Source organism: Geomonas limicola (assembly GCF_014193675.1).
Lineage (GTDB): Bacteria > Desulfobacterota > Desulfuromonadia > Geobacterales > Geobacteraceae > Geomonas > Geomonas limicola.
In genome coordinates this window covers 167,773-185,315 of sequence record NZ_BLXZ01000009.1, presented here as the reverse complement: position 1 = coordinate 185,315, position 17,543 = coordinate 167,773, and the positions used below count along the sequence as shown (strand labels likewise).

Below are 17,543 nucleotides of genomic sequence, written 5' to 3'. Positions count from 1 at the left end.
GACGCGTGACGGTTTTTTGACCTTAGGCCGTAACGACGGCGCTTTTTTTACGTGGGTGTCGTCCCGGGACCGGAGCATCTGCAATGGCAGCGGAAGGGCGCAGGCACAAGGGGTGCTGCCTCTTCGGGTGGGTCGCGGCCCCTCCGGGCGGTGGATGTAAGACAAGGCCTACCGTTGGCACGGTGGTTGCTGTTTACGGGAACCGCAGCAGATTTTCCAGAGGGTGCCAGCCCGACGAAAGGACCAACCGTGAGTCCGAGAATCCGTGGTTCAGAAATGGCGTATCAGGTGTACGAGGGCTTCGAGGAGTCTGCACCTGCCTCGAACTTTGTGGAGGTGGGTGTGAAACCGAGCCCGAGCGATGTTCAGCTGCTCAACGAGGCCCGGTTCCTCGCCGCTTTTTGCTGTGCCGTCTTCGGGGAGCGCGACCCCAAGCTGGTCTGTGCTACCGCCGCACAGTGGCTGCACCGCTATTTCGGTTTCAGCCAGGCCCATTTTGCCTTTCCTAACGACATTTTGGAGAACATGAGTTTTCCCGGCGCTTCCCAGCACGCGCCAGCCGAGGTTTCCCGCATCTCCGGGGCTGCCGCTCAGCCGCGGCGCTTCAGCGTCCCCGCTGGGGCGCAGGACCAGGGGTACGAGATCACCGTGCAGTTGCCCACCGGGCTCGGGACGCTCAGGATGAGCGAGGCAGCCGGCCCGAGGGTATCCACCGAGTTTCTCTCCGGCATCGGCGAGTCCCTGGCCGCCGCACTGGAAAAGGCGCGTGAGTATCGGGAACTCCAGGAACTCTCGCTGCGCGACGCACTCACCGGGCTCCTGAACCGGCGTGCCTTCGAGGAACTCCTGGAGATCGAGGAGGGACGCCGCGAGGAGCGCCCCCAGGCCCTCATCATGATCGACATCGATGATTTCAAGGCGCTCAACGACACCTTCGGTCATCCCGCCGGGGACCAGGTCATCGCCGAAGTCGCCGGGGTGATCCGGGACGCGCTGCGCGGAGCCGACCTGGCCACCCGCTACGGTGGTGAAGAGTTCGCCGTGCTCCTGCCGGGGACCCGCGCCAAGGATGCCCTACGGGTTGCGGAGCGCATCCGCAGCCGGATCGCGAACCTGCGGCTTGCCATGGGCCCGCTCACGGTCCAGGTCAGCGCGAGCCTCGGCGTCGCGAGCCGGAGCGACAAGCGGGAGTGCACCCTGAAGGATGTGCTGGCCAAGGCCGACCAGGCGCTGTACCGTGCCAAACGAAGCGGCAAGAATGTCAGCATGCTCGCGGACCAGACCATCCACTGATCCCTTGCCATACCACGAGTTCCGGTTGCGGAAATCTGCGTCCCGGATCCCGCAGCCTCAGCGCAAAAAAAGGGGGAGCACCATCCGGTGCGCCCCCTTTGTCATTCTCGCCACAACGACCCGCAACTGCGCGGGCTCGTGCCGCTAGGCGACCTCTTCGAAATTGCTGGAGTCAACTCCACACACCGGACAGGTTGCCGGCGGATCGTCGCCTTCGTGGATATGATCGCAGATGATGCAGCGCCACTTCTTCATAGTACCTCCTGGTTTTGCGGGATGGTAGAATCTGGTGCATCCGCTCGACTGAACCTGGGTGGAGCCGAGCCAGACGCCCAAGGAACCGTGTGCAGGTAAATTAGGTCAAGCCGTTACCAATGTCAATGTGAAACCCATTTGCTGCCACTACCGGTTCACTCACAGATAAACCGGTGCACAGCGGTTGAGTCACACCTCGAACTCTGGTAGGTTGTATGCCATCACCTTCGGGTGGATCAGACAGCGACGTTCAGCCCTATGAGGATGACATGACATGATCGAGGCATCCGGAGACATCTGGGCCGAAGCGGGACGGGCCATCATCGCCATCACCACGAGCGGTAGCGTGAGCCGGCAGGGGAGGGCGGTACTGCGGCGCGGCGTCGCGGGGCAGGCGGCACAGCGCTACCCGGAACTCCCCGAACTGCTGGGTGGCATCATCGGCCGCAGCGGAAACCACGTGCACCTCCTCGAGCACGGTATCGTCAGCTTCCCGGTCGAGGAATCGGCCTGGGCCAATCCCGACCTGAGGCTCATCGCCCGTTCGGCCGGGGAATTGAGGGAGCTGGCGGACCGTGAGGGGTGGGACCGGGTGCTGGTGCCGCGGCCGGGGTGCGGTGGCGGCGGCCTTAGTTGGAGCGAGGTACGGCCGCTCCTGGAACAGTACTTCGACGGGCGGTTCGTGGTGATCTGCGCGCCGTCCCCCGAACCAAAGGAAGGTGACTGATGTCTGTGGAACGCTTTGAGCAGGTGCACCTGCTCCCCATCACCCTGGAAAAGGCCTGGGATTTTTTCGGCCGCCCCGAGAACCTGGCCACCATAACGCCCCCTTGGCTCGGCTTCAAGGTGACCTCGCCCCCCCAGCCCGAGATGTACGCGGGCATGATCATCACCTACACGGTGCGCCCTCTTTTGGGGCTGCCGCTTTCCTGGGTAACCGAGATAACCCACTGCGAGGCGCCGCGCTACTTCATCGACGAGCAGCGCCTGGGACCGTACCGGCTCTGGCACCACCAGCACCTGTTCCGCGAGGTGCCCCAGGGGGTGGAAATGCGCGACATCGTGCACTTCGCCCTGCCGCTGGGCCCCCTGGGGCGCATCGCCTCCGGCATGGTCCGCAAAAAGATCCGCGCCATCTTCGCCTACCGGCGCGAGGTTGTCGAGAGGCTTTGGCCAATAGGGACTAAGGGCTAGGAACTGGGGCCTGGGGACTGGGGACTGGGGACTGGGGAGTAGGGAGTAGGGAGTAGGGAGTAGGGAGTAGGGAGTAGGGAGTAGGGAGTGGCGAGTAGGGACTGGCGAGTAGTGATAAGGGGGCAGGAATCAGGGAACTGGGATGCTGGCTGCCCGATGGGCCGATGATTTGGAGCTTAGTACCTCGGGCCCTGCCCTTGCCTGGCAAAGAAGAAGCGGCGCCCCGCAGGGGAGCGCCGCTTCTTTGTTACCGGTCATCGAGCCGTAGCTACTGCACCCTGAACGGGCGCATCATCTCGTGGTCCTCGTGGGCCAGGATGTGGCAGTGCCACATGTAGGTGCCGATCAGGTCGAACTTGGCCCGGACCCGCACGTACCCCTGGGCACCCAGCACGTCGTCGGCAGGGGGAACCCGGACGGTGTCCTTGAGGCCACCTTCCTGGGGTTGCACGGTGTAGGGTGAATCGGCGTCCGCGGCGGTGCCGTCCGGATTGATAGAAGGGCGCAGCCCGCCCGGTGCCACCCGCGGCATCCCCCCCGCGCCGTCGGCCGGCGTGTAGGCGCCCGGGGCGATACTCCCTTTCTCGACTACCTCGAAGTGCACCAGGTGCAGGTGCATCGGGTGCATGTCCACCGTGTTGTTGATGATGATCCAGTCCTCTACGTCGTTGAGCCGGATGTTCTCGGTAACCGGTGCGTCGAAGGGAAGCCCGTTCAAGAGGATCTTCAGCCTTTTCGAGATCGATCCGGTCATGGGGTCGTACAGGTAGGCGCCATTCTCCTCGGTCTCCTGCAGGTCGACCAGGCGCACGTTGTCGGCCGTACCCAGCGCCACCAGCGGGCGCGGGTTGCTCGGGACCTGGGTCGTGTCGGCCTGTGCCAGGGGCTTACTGACCCTGAACTGCATGATCCGTCCGGTGCTTGCCGGGTTTACCTCGGAGCCGCTCGGATAGGGGGTGGCGGCGTCGTTGCGCACGGTGATTCTGGTGCCGGCCGGGAACTTGGAAAAGTCCACGATCAGGTCGGCGCGCTCGGCCAGGGCGAGCAGCAATCCCTTTTCCTCTCCACTGCCGATGTCCGCAACCGCAACGGGCATGAGACCGCCGTCGTTGCCGATCTGGGTGATGGCGCCGGCGGGGATCGGGAGCCCGTCGCTGCGCTCGAGCCAGATGTGGTAGAAGCGGGAATCCGAGCCGTTCAGCATGCGGAAACGGTACTTGCGGGGCTCCACCTCGAGCTTGGGCCAGGCCTTGCCGTTAACGGTGATTACGTTGCCGAAGAACTCCGGGTTGGAGCTGAACACCGGCTTGCCGTCCACCGTCACCGGGGTGCCGTCCGGGTTCAACAGGGCGTTCGAGTCGTAGTGCAGCGAGCCGTCCTCGTTGAAGGACTTGTCCTGGATCACCAGGGGGATCTCGTAGGCGCCGCGCGGCAGGTTGAGGGCGTCCTCCTTGCTGTCGCGCAACAGGTAGTTGGCAGCCAGCCCGGCGTAGACGTTGAGCCGGGTGATCCCCATGGCGTGGTCGTGGTACCAGAGTTGGTTGGCAGGCTGGTCGTTGGTATAGCTGTAGGTGACCGTGTTGCCGGCCGGGCGCTCGGGGCGGCCGCTGACCGGGTCGGCGGGGAGTCCGGCTGCCGCCGGGTTGTTGGTGATCCAGGCTTCGGGGTGACCGTCCATCTCGGGTGCCACATGGCCGCCGTGCAGGTGCGTCACCATGCGTATTTCAGGGTCGCCCATGCCCGCACCCCCCAGCGTGGGGTCCACGGTGAGCAGGTGCTTGGCGAGCAGTTGACCGTCCGAGCCCCGCAGGTTGTTGAGGTACTTGACCCGCACCGGCTTCCCGGTCTCGCCGGGGAGTGTGGAGCGTGCCTCGATGGTGGCGCCCAGGTAGCCCGCCTTGATCCCGTTGGTGGTGTAGCCCCAGACGGTGGTGCGGATCGGGGCGCCGGTTGCCGGGTTGACCAGCTCGCTGCCGTCCTTCCTGCGCAGGCCGAAGTCGTAGCCGGCAGTCTGCTCGGCAACCACCGTGTAGTACTCGGCTCCCGGGACGCTCGTGGTATCCGGCACCGCCACGGGAATGAGCGGCAGGTCGCTGGCGAACTGCTGCAGTGCCAGTGGATCCAGAAGGTCCTTTCCGGAACTCGCCTGGACCACGATCCCCGACGAGCTCTTGCCGCACGCGGCAATGAGCAGCGCCCAGCAGAACAACAACAAAACAACGGATCTCCTTTTCATAATTCCTCCCCATTTGCATGACATATCAAGTGATCCGGCTCCGGTGTAATGGTTGCCGGCGTATCCCGGATCCTTTCATGAGACAATTCAGGAATGGTGCCAGATTGTTAATCTTTGTAAGTGATCGAAAAGACGTGGAAGTGCTGCGAGGTGGCGAACGGGAAGGGTGTGCTTAATTGCGAGGGCTTGCCAAGTCCGGCAGTTAACTCATTAGAATTACGATCCCTGTTGCGCTGACCAAAAAAGGAGTACTGTTTCAATTTGGCACCCTTCACCTTGCCGGTGTGTACGCCGGTAGGCCTACGAAATGCCGCTCCAACCAAGCCCGGCGTGATGAAGTGCCCAGGCACCACGGCACGGCTTGCAGCGAGGAAGCTTCAGATGTTTCGACGATTCACCCTATTTCGCGCCGACCTGCGCCTGGCTGCGCTGCTCATCGGCGTCACCCTCTCCACCCTGGATGCGAGTGCACTGAACCTGGCGCTCCCTTCGCTGGCGGCCCATTTCCACACCGATGCCGCTACCGTGCAGTGGGCGGCCTCGCTCTACCTGATCGGCTCGGCGCTCGCCTTTCTCCCCTTGTCGGGGCTCGCCGGCCGCTACGGGACGGTACGGGTCTACCGGGTCTCGCTGCTCACCTTCAGCGCCATCTCGCTGCTCTTGGGGGTCTCCCCCAACCTGGGATGGCTCTTTACGCTGCGGTTCCTGCAGGGGATCGCGGGGGCCGGGGTGATTGGGCTCGTGCCGGGGCTTGCTGCGGCGACCTTCCCGGAACGCAAGGGGTGGGCGCTGGGAATGGTGGCCGGTTCGGTGGCTGCCGGCACCTTGACCGGACCGCCGGTGGGAGGCTTCCTGGTCGATCTCTTGGGGTGGCGCAGCATCTTCTATATGAACCTGCCGCTGGGGATGGTGGCGTTGGCGCTGTCGGGGCGCCTGGGGGAGCTGCGCGGGGTGGGGCTTAAGGAAGGGCTGCGCCGGGCAGCGCGAGCGCCGCGCTTTCTGCTGGCGCTCCTGGCGACGGTGCTCTTCTTCGCCCAATCCTTCGGTACCAACCTGCTGTGGCCTTTTTACCTGGAGGCGGGGGGGATGACCCCGGGGCGGGTCGGGCTGGTGCTTTTGGTACCGCCGCTCATGCTGCTGTTTTTGGGGCCCTGGGCAGGCAAACTCTCGGATCGCAAGGGGTTCAACCTGGTGAGCTGGGCAGGGAGCGCGGTGATGGCGCTCTCTTCCTGTCTGCAGGGGATCACCGGGAGTGTGGCGTTGGGCTTGGGCGGGATCGGGCTGGGGCGCGCCTTGTTCCAGGCGGCGAACAACGCCGCGGTGCTCTCGCTGGCTCCGGAGGAGACCGACTCGGTGGCCTCGGGGCTCCTCTCCATCGCGCGGGTGGTGGGGCAGGCCTTGGGGAGTCTGCTGGCCGGGGTACTCTGGGGATCGCTGGAACACCGGGGACGGGGCTACGCCTTCCTCATGGCGAACCTGGTACTGGCTGCCCTGGCGGTTGTATCCGGCGGGCTGATCATGGGGCGCAGGGGTAAGACCCAGCCCGATCCTTCGCAGCGTTAGCCCGGATCACGGGGACCTTCAGCAGGCGCCGCAGTGGTTAAAACTGTGTGCCTGGAGCTCGGTGGCTTCCGCCTGCGGGTCGGGTTGCCAGGTCCCCCGGCGTTCCGGGCCGATGTACCCCGTTGCAGGTGTTTTGGAGCGGATCTGGTCCACGCCGATGGTCGCCCATCCTGAACTGCGCAGGAAACGCTGCACCCCGCCCGCCTCGATAAGATCGTCGAGCAGGACATCCTGAACGTAGTCGTACATACTGTTGGTCCACTGAACCTGAACAAGCATCGTCGGCTCCTCTTCCTTACCGCCATCCCGGCGTCAACCGGCATAGTTACTTTCCCAACAGTTACTTGCTGAAGCACAATCAGTGCCAGTTTGTGATCGTGATCACCACTTCGCTGCGGCACCAGGTGCCTCAAGATCCTGTTCGGGAAACCTCCCCCTGGAGGGGGGCGAAATACTTTCACGAGGGTAGGGCCGGCGCGCCCGACGCTACGAAAAGAGGGCCAGCCTGGATACGGCTGACCCTCGTGCTGTGCAGCGTGCGGTGTCCCGCGCTTCGGTCGGTCGGCGCGGAGAGGCTTCCTGGTGGTCGGTCCAGCCTACACCCTGCGTCGCCGAGTTACATGAACAGCGCGGCCGACGCGGAATCCTGCGCGGAGTACTTGCTGCTTGATTGCAGGTAGCTGGTAAGAGCCGTCTGAAGCAACCGGCTCAACTCGACGCTCGTTGCGCTGCTGGCGCTGGAGCCGGTCTCGGAGCTGGTGCTGCTGGCAGTGCTGGCGGTTGTGCTGCTCTCCGCGCTGGAGTCGGTGGAACTCTGGGCACTGGTCGCCGAGGAGTGGTGCGGGTGGTGGTGCTTCACCTGGCTGGTCCCCGAGGTGCCGGTCGCGCCGGTTGTGGTGTCGCTGCTTTGGCCGGTGAGGTCGCTCTCGAAGCTGGCGAAGGCCTTCTGGGCCGCAGAGAGATCGCCTGATTGCAGCGCGGCGCTCAAGGTGTCGAGGTCGCTTTGCAGCGTGCTGCTGTCTTCCTCGGAGCCGCTCTGCGGCGGCGGGGGCGGCGGCGGACCTTGCGGGCGCTGGCTCAGCTTGTCCTCGATCTTTGCCATCTGCTGCTGGGCCTCGCTCAGGTTTCCCGAGGTGAGCGAATCCCCCAAGCTCTGCAGGTCTTTGCTGAAGGGGTCGTCGGAGCTGCCGCCAGTTTTCGAGGAAACGTCACTTTGCAAGGTGGCGAAGGCGGCCTGGGCGTCGGAGAGGTTGCCGGAGCCAAGGGCTGCGATCAGGCTCTGCAGTTCCTGGCCCAGTTGGTCGGTGGAGCTTGTGCCGCTTTCCTGGTCCGCCGAACTCGTGGAGGAGTCGCTCGTGCTGTCCCAGGCCGTTTTCAGCTCCATCTGTTGCCGGGCGAATGCGCCGTGACCGGCGAGGTGTTTCTGGATTTCGGCATAGGTCTCTTTGGCGCTGGAGAGATCTCCCGAATCGAGGGCGCTCCCCAGGCTGCTCAGGTCCTTCGCCATCGGGTTGCTGGTGTCGCTGCCTGCGCTGGCACTGTCGGTTTTCAGGTCACTGTAGGCGCTCTGGGCGTCGGAGAGGTTTTCCGAGGTGAGCGCACTGCCGAGGTTCTTGAACTCCTCGCGCAACGTGGCGAGGTCGAGGTAGCTGGTGCTACCGGAGGAAATTGCGGAAATTGACATCGTGGTGCCTCCTTGTGGTGGTTGGTTGCCGTGGTCTCAGGTCCGCTGGAAGCACCCGCTAGCCGGGGCCTCGTGCCGATGCTGTGGTCATGTCTGCCGGTACCTCCTTGAATGGATTCCGGACCAGGACCCGGTTTGCCCGGGAGCGGCCCGCAGTAGGGGAGGGAGCAAGGAGCGTGCTGCGGATTGCTCGGTTAGGTTTGCCGAAGGTAAAGATAGGTAAAGTACGGTAAAAGGAAGCTGTCCTGGGGGATGGAGGGGTAAACTGCTGTCAAATCGGTATGTTGCAGTTGGTGGGTGGTCAGGCCCGGGGCGTCGGTCGGGAGAGGGAGAGGGGAATCGCGTGCGTTTGCCTTTTCCTGGCGTTGCAGGTTATCCGGTGGGGGGAGCTGACTTTCGTTTGATCTCGAACCTTTAGGGCTGCCGGGGGGCGGAGGGGCCGGTCCACTGTCCAGACCTGCTCCCTCCGGCGCTACCGCCAATTTTTTGGAAAAAGCCAGCCTGCGCGAGTCGTCATTTTGACGCGGGGAGGGACCGGGAAACGCCGGTTCCTCAGGTTTTCAGTTCATCGCTGCGAACCAGCGGCATCCCGCACAACGAACAGGGGACCGCGGGATCGTCGCTGGTGATCCAGGGGTGCATGGGACAGGCGAACTTCTTTTTCCCTGCCCCGGGACCGGTGCTCGCGCCGAAGAAAAACCAGAGCGTTGCCGCGATGAGGGCGATGCCGCCCAGGGTTACCATAATCTGGATGCCGTCCATGGTTTAGCTCCTCTCTACCTTGAAGCCGCGCAGTCGCAGGGCGTTACTCACCACGCTCACCGAGGAAAGCGCCATGGCGAGCGAGGCGATGATCGGACTCAAGAGCCAGCCGGTGAAGGGGTAGAGCGCCCCCGCGGCGATCGGGATCCCGAGGATGTTGTAGATGAAGGCGAAGAACAGGTTCTGCTTGATGTTCGCAATGGTGGCCCGGGAGAGTGCTATTGCCGCGACCACCCCGTTCAGGTCGCCCCGCACCAGGGTGATGTCGGCCGCCTCCATGGCCACGTCGGTACCGGTCCCCATGGCGATGCCGACGTCGGCCTGGGCCAGCGCCGGAGCGTCGTTGATGCCGTCGCCCACCATGGCGACCAGCTTGCCGGTTCCCTGCAGCCGCTTGATCTCCTGGTTCTTGGCCTCGGGGAGCACCTCGGCGAGGACCCGGTCCACACCGACCTCGCGGGCGATCGCCTCGGCGGTGCGCCGGTGGTCGCCGGTCAGCATGATCACCTCGAGCCCCAGGGCGTGCAGGCGCTGGATGGCTTCACGCGACCCTTCCTTCACCGGGTCGGCGACCGCGATGATGCCGGCAAAGCTGCCGTCCAGTGCGACAAATACCGGTGTCTTCCCCTGGTCGGCCAGCCGGTGCGCCGCGTCTTCATCGACCGTAAGGCCGCGCTCGCGCAAGAGCGCCGCCGTCCCCACCAGGACCTGGTGTCCCTCGACCTCTGCCTCGATCCCCTGACCCGGGAGTGCCTGGAAACCGCTGGCCGGGTAGCCGGGGAGCCCACGCTCCTGCGCCGAGCGGACGATAGCCTCGCCCAGCGGGTGCTCGCTCCCGGTCTCGGCGGAGGCCGCCAGGGTGAGCAGCGCGGTTTCCTCGAGGTTCGCTGCCACGAGGTCGGTCACCGTCGGAACCCCCCGGGTGATGGTGCCGGTCTTGTCCAGGACCACGGTGGTGAGCCGGTGCGCCTTCTCCAGGGCCTCGCCCCCCTTGATCAGGATGCCGCTTTGCGCGCCGCGGCCGGTCCCCACCATGATGGCGGTGGGGGTGGCGAGTCCCAGGGCACAGGGGCAGGCGATGATGAGCACGGAAACCATGGTGACCAGCGCCATGGTGAGCCGCGACTCCGCCGGGGCCAGGTCGAACCAGACGACGAAGGTGGCGATGGCCAGGCAGAGTACCACCGGGACGAAATAGGAGGCGATCAGGTCGGCGAGCCGCTGGATGGGGGCCTTCGACCCCTGCGCCTCCTGGACCAGGCGCACGATCTGCTGCAACACCGTGTCGCGCCCGATCCGGGTCGTGCGCATCTTGAACGCGCCGGTCTTGTTGAGGGTCGCGCCGATCACCGTGTCACCCGGTTTCTTCTGGACCGGGAGCGGCTCGCCGGTCAGCATGCTCTCGTCGACGCTCGACCCCCCTTCGACGACCTCACCGTCCACCGGCACCTTCTCGCCGGGGCGCACCAGGACGAGATCGCCTACCCGCAGTTCGGCCACCGGAAGATCCAGTGCCACCCCGTCGCGCTCCACGCGGGCCAGCTTGGGCTGCAGCCCCATGAGCGCGCGGATCGCGCCGCCGGTCTTGGCCCTGGCGCGGGCCTCCAAAAGCCGCCCCATGAGAATGAGGGTCACGATGGCCGCCGCCGCCTCGTAGTAGACCGGTGCACCGGCGTGGGCCGCGTGGCTGCCGCCCGCCGCGGCGAACCAGGAGGGGAAGAGGGTGGCCGCCAGGCTGTAGAGGTAGGCGGAGAGCGTCCCCAGGGCAACGAGGGTGTTCATGTCGGCCACCCGGTGTTTTGCGGCGGCCCAGGCGCCGGTGAAGAAGCCGCGCCCGGCCCAGAAAAGGACCGGCGTGGTGAGGGCGAGTTCCAGCCAGTTACGCCCCGGGAAATCCAGGAACTCTTCCCAGGCCGGCACCAGGTGCCCCGCCATGGCAAGGAAGATCACCGGGAGGGAGAGCGCCAGGGAGAACTGGAAGCGGATCTTCTGCTCCCGGTACTCGGCCGCACGCACCTCGCTCTCGGCCGCCTGGACCTCCTCGCTGGCTGCCCCCTCGGCCCCGGCCGGGGTGTCGATAACCTGGTACCCCATATCGCGCACCAGTTGGCTCAATGCCTCCACGCCCGTCGCCTGCGGATTGTAGCTGACCGTGGCGCGGCTGGTGGCGAAGTTGACGCTGGCGGTTTCCACGCCGTCTGCCTGGGCCAGCGCCTTCTCGATGCGCCCCGCGCAACCGGCACAGTGCATGCCGACCAGCGGCAGTTCGCAGCGTGCTCTCTTAGCTGTAGTCATGGTCCATCTCCTCTAGAGAAACCGCGACAGGGCGGTCTTCACTTCGGCCAAAAGTTCCTGTTGCGACATGGCCTTCGCTTCCGGGTGTTCGTTGTCACTGCCGTGGCCGAGCACGCAGCTCTCCAGGTGTCGGGTCAAAAGCTCCACCCCCAGGGCATCCAGCGCCGAGCGTATGGCGGCGATCTGGTTCAGGATGTCCACGCAGTAGCGTTTTTCGTTGAGCATCCGCTCGACACCTGCCACCTGTCCGCCGATCCTCTTGACCCGGGCCACCAGCTTTTTCTGACTCTCTTCCATGGCAGACTCCCTTATACCCCGGTGGGGTATCGTATGAACTGAAGATACCCCTTGGGGGTATGTGCGTCAAGGGAAAACCGTGGTACCAGTTCCGCATCCTCCTCCTTCTTTGCCGTGAAGCCGCTTCTGCCGCAGCATTGGCATTTGCAGCTTGACGCAGCTTGGCCGGAAGGAGTAAAAATTACCGAGCGTCATCCCGCTTGCAAAGGAGAACCTATCTTGTCGTCTCCCGTTACCCCGCTGTCCACCAGGCTGCTCAAGGCTCTTGCCCTGGCGGCCTTTTTGATCGTATTCCCGCTTTCTTCCGCGTTCGCGGAAAAGGTCGCCACCTTCCCCCTGCTCCCTGCCAACACCGGCTCGATCCGGGTCTTCGACCGCGACGGCCGCTTCGCCGGACGGATCCTCCCCACAGGGCGCTACTGGACCCCCATCAACCAGATCCCAAAGTTCCTGCAGGACGCCCTGGTGGCGGTTGAGGACTCCCGTTTCTACGAACACAACGGCATCGACCTGAAAGGGATCGCGCGCGCCCTGGTGAAGGACGTCGCCAAGGGGCGCATGGCCGAGGGGGGCTCGACCATCACCCAGCAGCTCATCAAGAACAAGTTCTTGACCGGCGAGAAGACCCTGGACCGCAAGGTGAAGGAAGCGCAGCTCGCCATGGACTTCGAGAAGAAATACTCGAAGGCGCAGATCCTCGAGATGTACTTCAACGAGATCAACTTCGGTAACGGGGCCTGGGGGATCGCCCAGGCGGCACGCCTGTACTTCGACAAGCAACCCCAGGAGCTCACCGACGCGGAGTGCTCGCTCCTGGCCGGCATACCCAAGGCGCCCGGGCGCTACAACCCCCTGGGGGATCCCCAGAAGGTGGCGCTGCGCCGCTCGGTGGTACTCAAGCGCATGGTCGACATGAAGATGATCAGCGAGCGGGAGCGCCAGACCCTGATGGCCCATCCGGCCACGGTGATCAAACCCGGCAAGCAGTCCTACTACCTGGCCCACGTGAAGGCGAAGCTCATCGAGCGCTTCGGCGCCGGGGTCCTCGAGCAGGGGGGACTCGACGTCATCGCCGCCATGGACCTCAACCTGCAGAACCTGGCCGAGGAGACGCTGCGCGACGGGGTGAAGAAAATCTCACCCAAGCTGCAGGGGGCGATCCTCTGCCAGGACCCCGCCACCGGCGACGTGCTGGCCGCGGCAGGCGGGGTCGATTTCGCCGCGAGCCCCTACGACCGCGCCTTTCTGGCCAGGCGTCAACCCGGCTCTTCGGTAAAACCGCTCATCTATGCGGCGGCGCTCGAGAAGGGCTACACCGCCGCAACGCTCATGAACGACACGCCGGTCGCCTACGATCGGGGCAACGGCCAGAGCTGGACACCGGTGAACTACGAGCGTAAGGCTTTTGGCGAGCTCCCCCTGCGCGAGGCGCTGGCGCACTCGAACAACGTGATCGCCGTGAAGCTGTTAGACGCCATCGGCGTTCCCTACTTCGCCGGATTCGCCGGCACCCTCGGGCTGTCGCTGCATCCGCAAAACGGGCTCTCACTTGCCTTGGGGACCGACGAGGTGACCCTAAGCCAGCTGGTCTCCGCCTATTCGCCGCTCGCCAGCGGAGGGGTGCGCTCGGAGCCGCGCACCATCATCCGGATCTACGACCAAAGGCGCCGCGCCTGGACCGAGATCCCCCCCGTGGTGACCCCGGCGCTCGCCCCGGCCACCGCCTACGTAACCACCCTGATGCTCAAGGACGTCCTCACCTACGGGACCGCCAAGGGGCTCAAGAAGTTCAGCCAGGAGCGCCCGGCCGCCGGCAAGACCGGCACCACCGACGACTACCGCGACGCCTGGTTTGTAGGCTACACACCGCAGCTCGTTACCGGCGTCTGGGTGGGGCACGACAAGCCGAAGCCCGGCGGACGCGGCTTTACCGGCGGCGCCGTCGCAGCCCCGATCTGGGGGCGCTTCATGAGGGGAGCGCTCGCCGGCAAGCCGGTCGTCGATTTCCCCAAACCGGAGACGGTGGTCACGGCGACCATCGATCCGACGACCGGGAAGCTCGCCACGCCGCAGTGCCCCAACCCGCGCGAGGAGTTCTTCCTTCCGGGGACCGAGCCCACCGAGTACTGCCCGAAACACGGCAGCGCCCCGGCTCCCCCGGCAGGCACCGAGAGCTTCCCCGAGCAGGAGCTGCAGGCGCCGGATCCCCAACCGGTCCCGGGTGCTGCGCAACCGCAGCTCCAGTAAGGCTACCTTCACTTCATTGCCACCCGACGTCGCACGGCGTCTTCCCCGCCCGGGGAAGGCGCCTTTTTTGCGCCGTTCGTTGACATTAAAACCATCTTAGTTACGTTAGGTGGGGTGTCGGCGGTCAGACTGCGGTGAGGAGGCGCGCGATGAACCTGTGGCATACGGTTAGGCCCAAGGCGCTGTTGGCTCTGTGCACCCTTTTCCTGGTACTCCCGTTTGGCTGCGAGCGCCAGGGGCGCAGCGAGGTGGCCGGTATTCCCCCCTCCTTCGCGGAGCTCGCCGCACGGGTCACCCCTGCGGTGGTGAATATCAGCACCACCTCTACGGTCACCGTCCCGGGAAACCCGTTCCGCCATTTCCTGGGTCCCGAAGACGACTCGCCGCTGGGGGAGTTCCTCAAGCGCTTCCGCGACCTGCCGGACCGCGAGATGAAACAGCAAAGCCTGGGGTCCGGGATCATCGTTACCCGGGACGGCTACATCGTCACCAACAACCACATGGTGCAGGGGTCCGAGGAGATCAAGGTGAAGATCTCGGATGGCCGCGAGCTGAAGGCCAGGGTGGTGGGGCGCGATGCCAAGACCGACCTGGCACTTTTGAAGATCTCCACCCGGTTTCAGGACCTGCCGGTGCTCACCCTGGGGGACTCGGACCGGATGCGGGTGGGGGACTGGGTGCTCGCGGTGGGAAACCCCTTCGGGCTCGAGCACACCGTCACCCAGGGGATCATCTCCGCGACCGGGCGGGTGATCGGGTCCGGTCCCTACGACAGCTTCCTGCAGACCGACACCCCGATCAACCCGGGCAACAGCGGGGGACCCTTGGTGAACCTTAAGGGGGAGGTAGTCGGCATCACGACGGCCATCGTCTCGGGAGGCCAGGGGATCGGCTTCGCCATTCCGAGTACCCTCGCCAAGCGGGTGATCGCCCAGCTTCAGGCCCGGGGGAGGGTGGTCAGGGGGTGGATCGGGGCAGGGGTGCAGAACGTCACCCCGGAGATCGCCCGCTCCTTCAACCTGAAGGAGGCCAAGGGAGCGCTGGTGGGGGAGGTGGAGCCGGGGAGTCCTGCGCAGCACGCCGGGATCCGGCAGGGGGATGTCATCAGCGCCTTTGCCGGCAAGCACGTGAACGACGGCGGCGAGCTGACCCGCCTGGTGGCCGAGACGGCGGTCGGGGAGCGGGTCACGGTCCTCGTGGTGCGCGACGGCCTGGAGCTGGGCAAGACGCTGGTGGTACGGGAGTTACGCGAAGAGCAGGAGAAGCCAAAGCCGCACCCCGCGGCCGGCGTCGGATCGGGGCCAGGGCTTAGGGTGGCCGAGTTGACCGAGAGCCTGCGCGAGCATTCCGGCATCGAGGAACAGAGCGGGGTCGCGGTAGTGGAGCTCGAACCGGGGGGGCGCGCGGAGGAGGCCGGGGTGCAGCTGGGGGACCTGGTCCTGGAGGTAAACCGCAAGCCGGTGCGTACCCTGGTCGAGTACCAGGCGGCCCTCCGGGAGGCCCCGTCGGGCGAACCGCTCCTGCTCCTTTTGAAGCGCTCCGGCAAGACGCTCTATGCCTCCCTGGAGCCCGAGGCCCAGGCGGAACCGGAAAAATGATCGCGCCGCCGGGCAAGATGTGCTACAAGGATCGGGCGACCCACCCCCTAAAAGAGCGGGCCGCCACTCCATCTACCCGGAAGGCGATTCATGAAGCAATCCGTGTCCTTGCTGGTCCTCGTGGTGCTGTTTGGCTGGCAAAACGCCGCCGTCGCGGAAACCCTCACCGTGAAAATCTCCGGTCTGCACAAGCCGTTCGGCACGGTCCGGGTCATGCTCTGGAAGGAGCCCGGGGGCTTTCCGACCCAGCCTGAGAAGGCGGTGGCCCAGAAGTCCGCGCCGGTCGCCGGACCGGAGCTGGAACTCGCCTTTACCGGTATCCCCCGTGGCAGCTACGCCGCTGCCGCCTACCACGACCAGAACAACAACGGCACCCTGGACCGCAGCCTCCTGGGGTGGCCGGTGGAGCCGACCGCGGCATCCAACGGGGCCCGCGGTCTGATGGGCCCCCCGAGCTTCGCGGATGCCGCTTTCGAGCTGAAGCAACCGACCCAGACCATCCAGCTCATCTTCAAGTAGAAACCTGGACGTGAAAAAGGGACCTGACCGGGAAGTGGTTGGTCCCTTTTTTTTCCCCCGGCGCGCGTTCGGTCACCGGGCGAGGCCACGGTGTGCGCGTGCGCTGAAGCTGAACGTATGTCCGGCCTAGGTCGCGCTACGCTGCAGGTGCCTGCCGATGGCCCGGTCCATCTGGGAGATGTGCCTGACCAGCCAGTCGCTGATGAACGTGGTAAGGCCGTTCACCAGGGGCGCGGTTGGCCCTTCACTGCGCAGCTGCTCCTTGACCCTGGCGACCTCGGCGGCGAACTCCAGGTGCTGCTTGCGGTGAATTGGGAGATCCGGGAAGCCCGATGCCTGCATGAGCTTCTCTTCCTCCGTGAAGTGGGTCACCGCGTAGGCCTCGAGAAACCAGAACAAACGGTGCACCTTGTCGTGCTCGGCCTCCGACTGGCAGGCCTGCAGAAAACTGTTAAAACGCTCGAAGAGCAGTTTGTGCTGGATGTCTATCTCCAGCACGCCGACTGACAGAGAGTCTTGCCACTCGATCACCAGCGTATCCTCCTTCAGCGAGGTACCCACCTTAGACTGCACGATGTCTGCACTTTAACTGCAGCCGATCGGAATGTCCAGTTCTTTGAGCTGTTATAATAAGTGCCATATCATCGTCTTGAGGGGGATTGGCTATGAAACTCGAAGATTTCGCAGCAACGGCGCTGTTGGAACACTCCCATGCCGCCGAACACCTGACAGACCGCGAGAAGCAACTGATCGGTCTTGCCGTCGCGCTGACGCGGGGCTGCGTGCACTGCACCGGCACCAGGATGCGCAAGGCACTGGAGACGGGGATTCCCCAGGAGGCGCTGCTGCAGGCAATCGATATCACTGCGGCGGTCAATGCCGGCGTTACCACCGCCGTTGCTATGCAAGGTTTTGAGAAAGAAGACCTTGTGTGATACTCATTGGAAACACTTTGTTCTCTATTTGGGATCCTCTAGGTAAACATCTGACTCAATCTGCTATTTCGCTCACGGTGTAATTAATGTAGATTTAATATACTTTGATAGGATACGCGCTGCAAGATAGAGTCGTAAAATTATTCACAGTGTTCGTTTTTTTACAGTGCCAGCATAAATGCTTGTCATTGTGCCGCTTTTTCGGTCCTGGCCCTGCAGGGTGTAAGAAAAGGAACAGAGCCCGGAACCGGCCGTACCTGCCGGGTGGTTCGTAACTGTCTGAAAAGTTAGGAAGTATCCCCGTTCCGCCCGTTGGTACGCTTTTTGGTTAATCACTCGGCGTAGTTACCAGAACGGGAGGACCCTTTATGTTGAAGCAATACAGCATTCTCACCAAGTGCCTGGCGGAGCTGAAGAACAGCGATCTGCCGATCATCGAGAAGCTCAAGCTCGAGGTTCAGCTGATACAGACCAAGCGCATCCTCCTGGACCAGAAAGTGGAGTACCGGGTGGCAGGGGTAGCCAGCAGCGAGCGCGAGTTCAACTCGCTCTACGAACAGATCCGCACTGCCTGCAACTCCGGCAGGATCAAGGCCGAAATCGAGCAGATCAAGGGACACATCCACCAGATCAAGGATCAAACCACCCGCTACGCCTCCTAGGCT

At 64.4% G+C, this 17,543-nt stretch carries 17 protein-coding genes; 9 read left to right on the top strand and 8 right to left on the bottom strand.

Features of this window, described 5'->3' with window-relative positions; all coding sequences use genetic code 11:
* The first annotated feature begins 276 nt into the window (after positions 1-276).
* Positions 277-1,293: a GGDEF domain-containing protein gene (locus tag H7688_RS19745; protein ID WP_183362966.1), complete on the top strand. Its 1,017-nt coding sequence runs from the start codon at positions 277-279 to the stop codon at positions 1,291-1,293.
* A gap of 144 nt (positions 1,294-1,437) precedes the next feature.
* Here the strand turns inward: H7688_RS19745 and H7688_RS19740 are convergent, their stop codons facing one another.
* Positions 1,438-1,548 (bottom strand): rubredoxin-like domain-containing protein, encoded by a 111-nt coding sequence (locus H7688_RS19740; protein WP_183362965.1) that lies wholly within the window; start codon positions 1,546-1,548, stop codon positions 1,438-1,440.
* Positions 1,549-1,822: 274 nt separating this feature from the next.
* Here H7688_RS19740 and H7688_RS19735 point away from each other — a divergent pair, with 274 nt between their 5' ends.
* Entirely contained in the window at positions 1,823-2,275 is a 453-nt protein-coding gene (locus H7688_RS19735) for a macro domain-containing protein (RefSeq protein WP_183362964.1), read from the top strand.
* Positions 2,275-2,742 carry an SRPBCC family protein gene (locus H7688_RS19730; protein ID WP_183362963.1) on the top strand — a complete coding sequence of 156 codons (468 nt, stop codon included), beginning with the start codon at positions 2,275-2,277 and terminating at the stop codon, positions 2,740-2,742. Before H7688_RS19735 ends, H7688_RS19730 begins: the two co-directional genes overlap by 1 nt.
* 268 nt (positions 2,743-3,010) lie before the next feature.
* On the opposite strand, the gene H7688_RS19725 is transcribed toward H7688_RS19730, so the two are convergent.
* Positions 3,011-4,978 (bottom strand): multicopper oxidase family protein, encoded by a 1,968-nt coding sequence (locus H7688_RS19725; protein ID WP_183362962.1) that lies wholly within the window; start codon positions 4,976-4,978, stop codon positions 3,011-3,013.
* A 381-nt stretch (positions 4,979-5,359) separates the two neighbouring features.
* Here H7688_RS19725 and H7688_RS19720 point away from each other — a divergent pair, with 381 nt between their 5' ends.
* A complete protein-coding gene (locus tag H7688_RS19720; protein WP_183362961.1) occupies positions 5,360-6,541 on the top strand; it encodes an MFS transporter in 1,182 nt (393 codons plus the stop codon).
* Between the two features lie 18 nt (positions 6,542-6,559).
* Here H7688_RS19720 and H7688_RS19715 read toward each other — a convergent pair whose 3' ends face one another.
* The 5 genes from H7688_RS19715 to H7688_RS19695 all read right to left on the bottom strand — a co-directional run bounded on the left by H7688_RS19715 (position 6,560) and on the right by H7688_RS19695 (position 11,579).
* Positions 6,560-6,820, bottom strand: a complete 261-nt coding sequence (locus H7688_RS19715; RefSeq protein ID WP_183363024.1) for a GSU3473 family protein — start codon at positions 6,818-6,820, stop codon at positions 6,560-6,562.
* A 337-nt stretch (positions 6,821-7,157) separates the two neighbouring features.
* Positions 7,158-8,225, bottom strand: coding sequence for a hypothetical protein (locus tag H7688_RS19710; RefSeq protein WP_183362960.1), 1,068 nt, complete (start codon positions 8,223-8,225; stop codon positions 7,158-7,160).
* A gap of 552 nt (positions 8,226-8,777) precedes the next feature.
* Complete coding sequence (locus H7688_RS19705) at positions 8,778-8,987, bottom strand: heavy metal-binding domain-containing protein (protein ID WP_183362959.1); 210 nt, start codon at positions 8,985-8,987, stop codon at positions 8,778-8,780.
* Positions 8,988-8,990: 3 nt separating this feature from the next.
* Positions 8,991-11,282, bottom strand: coding sequence for a heavy metal translocating P-type ATPase (locus H7688_RS19700; protein WP_183362958.1), 2,292 nt, complete (start codon positions 11,280-11,282; stop codon positions 8,991-8,993).
* A 12-nt stretch (positions 11,283-11,294) separates the two neighbouring features.
* Positions 11,295-11,579 (bottom strand): metal-sensitive transcriptional regulator, encoded by a 285-nt coding sequence (locus H7688_RS19695; RefSeq protein ID WP_183362957.1) that lies wholly within the window; start codon positions 11,577-11,579, stop codon positions 11,295-11,297.
* 219 nt (positions 11,580-11,798) lie between these two features.
* Between H7688_RS19695 and H7688_RS19690 the strand changes: the two genes are divergently transcribed.
* The 3 genes from H7688_RS19690 (at position 11,799) to H7688_RS19680 (ending at position 15,943) form a co-directional block, all read left to right on the top strand.
* The gene (locus H7688_RS19690) at positions 11,799-13,826 is read left to right on the top strand and encodes a penicillin-binding protein 1A (protein ID WP_371873210.1); all 2,028 of its coding nucleotides are present in this window, start codon (positions 11,799-11,801) and stop codon (positions 13,824-13,826) included.
* 149 nt (positions 13,827-13,975) lie between these two features.
* Entirely contained in the window at positions 13,976-15,424 is a 1,449-nt protein-coding gene (locus H7688_RS19685; protein WP_183362956.1) for a Do family serine endopeptidase, read from the top strand.
* 90 nt (positions 15,425-15,514) lie between these two features.
* Positions 15,515-15,943, top strand: coding sequence for a DUF2141 domain-containing protein (locus H7688_RS19680; protein ID WP_183362955.1), 429 nt, complete (start codon positions 15,515-15,517; stop codon positions 15,941-15,943).
* A 126-nt stretch (positions 15,944-16,069) separates the two neighbouring features.
* Here H7688_RS19680 and H7688_RS19675 read toward each other — a convergent pair whose 3' ends face one another.
* Positions 16,070-16,516 carry a bacteriohemerythrin gene (locus tag H7688_RS19675; RefSeq protein ID WP_246329897.1) on the bottom strand — a complete coding sequence of 149 codons (447 nt, stop codon included), beginning with the start codon at positions 16,514-16,516 and terminating at the stop codon, positions 16,070-16,072.
* Between the two features lie 92 nt (positions 16,517-16,608).
* Here H7688_RS19675 and H7688_RS19670 point away from each other — a divergent pair, with 92 nt between their 5' ends.
* Positions 16,609-16,878, top strand: coding sequence for a carboxymuconolactone decarboxylase family protein (locus H7688_RS19670; RefSeq protein WP_183362954.1), 270 nt, complete (start codon positions 16,609-16,611; stop codon positions 16,876-16,878).
* Positions 16,879-17,246: 368 nt separating this feature from the next.
* Positions 17,247-17,540: a hypothetical protein gene (locus tag H7688_RS19665; RefSeq protein ID WP_183362953.1), complete on the top strand. Its 294-nt coding sequence runs from the start codon at positions 17,247-17,249 to the stop codon at positions 17,538-17,540.
* Positions 17,541-17,543: the final 3 nt, after the last annotated feature.

Coding starts and splice junctions, on each gene's coding strand:
- H7688_RS19745 (WP_183362966.1), top strand. CDS start 277: ATGGCGTATCAGGTGTACGAGGGCTTCGAGGAGTCTGCACCTGCCTCG.
- H7688_RS19740 (WP_183362965.1), bottom strand. CDS start 1,548: ATGAAGAAGTGGCGCTGCATCATCTGCGATCATATCCACGAAGGCGAC.
- H7688_RS19735 (WP_183362964.1), top strand. CDS start 1,823: ATGATCGAGGCATCCGGAGACATCTGGGCCGAAGCGGGACGGGCCATC.
- H7688_RS19730 (WP_183362963.1), top strand. CDS start 2,275: ATGTCTGTGGAACGCTTTGAGCAGGTGCACCTGCTCCCCATCACCCTG.
- H7688_RS19725 (WP_183362962.1), bottom strand. CDS start 4,978: ATGAAAAGGAGATCCGTTGTTTTGTTGTTGTTCTGCTGGGCGCTGCTC.
- H7688_RS19720 (WP_183362961.1), top strand. CDS start 5,360: ATGTTTCGACGATTCACCCTATTTCGCGCCGACCTGCGCCTGGCTGCG.
- H7688_RS19715 (WP_183363024.1), bottom strand. CDS start 6,820: ATGCTTGTTCAGGTTCAGTGGACCAACAGTATGTACGACTACGTTCAG.
- H7688_RS19710 (WP_183362960.1), bottom strand. CDS start 8,225: ATGTCAATTTCCGCAATTTCCTCCGGTAGCACCAGCTACCTCGACCTC.
- H7688_RS19705 (WP_183362959.1), bottom strand. CDS start 8,987: ATGGACGGCATCCAGATTATGGTAACCCTGGGCGGCATCGCCCTCATC.
- H7688_RS19700 (WP_183362958.1), bottom strand. CDS start 11,282: ATGACTACAGCTAAGAGAGCACGCTGCGAACTGCCGCTGGTCGGCATG.
- H7688_RS19695 (WP_183362957.1), bottom strand. CDS start 11,579: ATGGAAGAGAGTCAGAAAAAGCTGGTGGCCCGGGTCAAGAGGATCGGC.
- H7688_RS19685 (WP_183362956.1), top strand. CDS start 13,976: ATGAACCTGTGGCATACGGTTAGGCCCAAGGCGCTGTTGGCTCTGTGC.
- H7688_RS19680 (WP_183362955.1), top strand. CDS start 15,515: ATGAAGCAATCCGTGTCCTTGCTGGTCCTCGTGGTGCTGTTTGGCTGG.
- H7688_RS19670 (WP_183362954.1), top strand. CDS start 16,609: ATGAAACTCGAAGATTTCGCAGCAACGGCGCTGTTGGAACACTCCCAT.
- H7688_RS19665 (WP_183362953.1), top strand. CDS start 17,247: ATGTTGAAGCAATACAGCATTCTCACCAAGTGCCTGGCGGAGCTGAAG.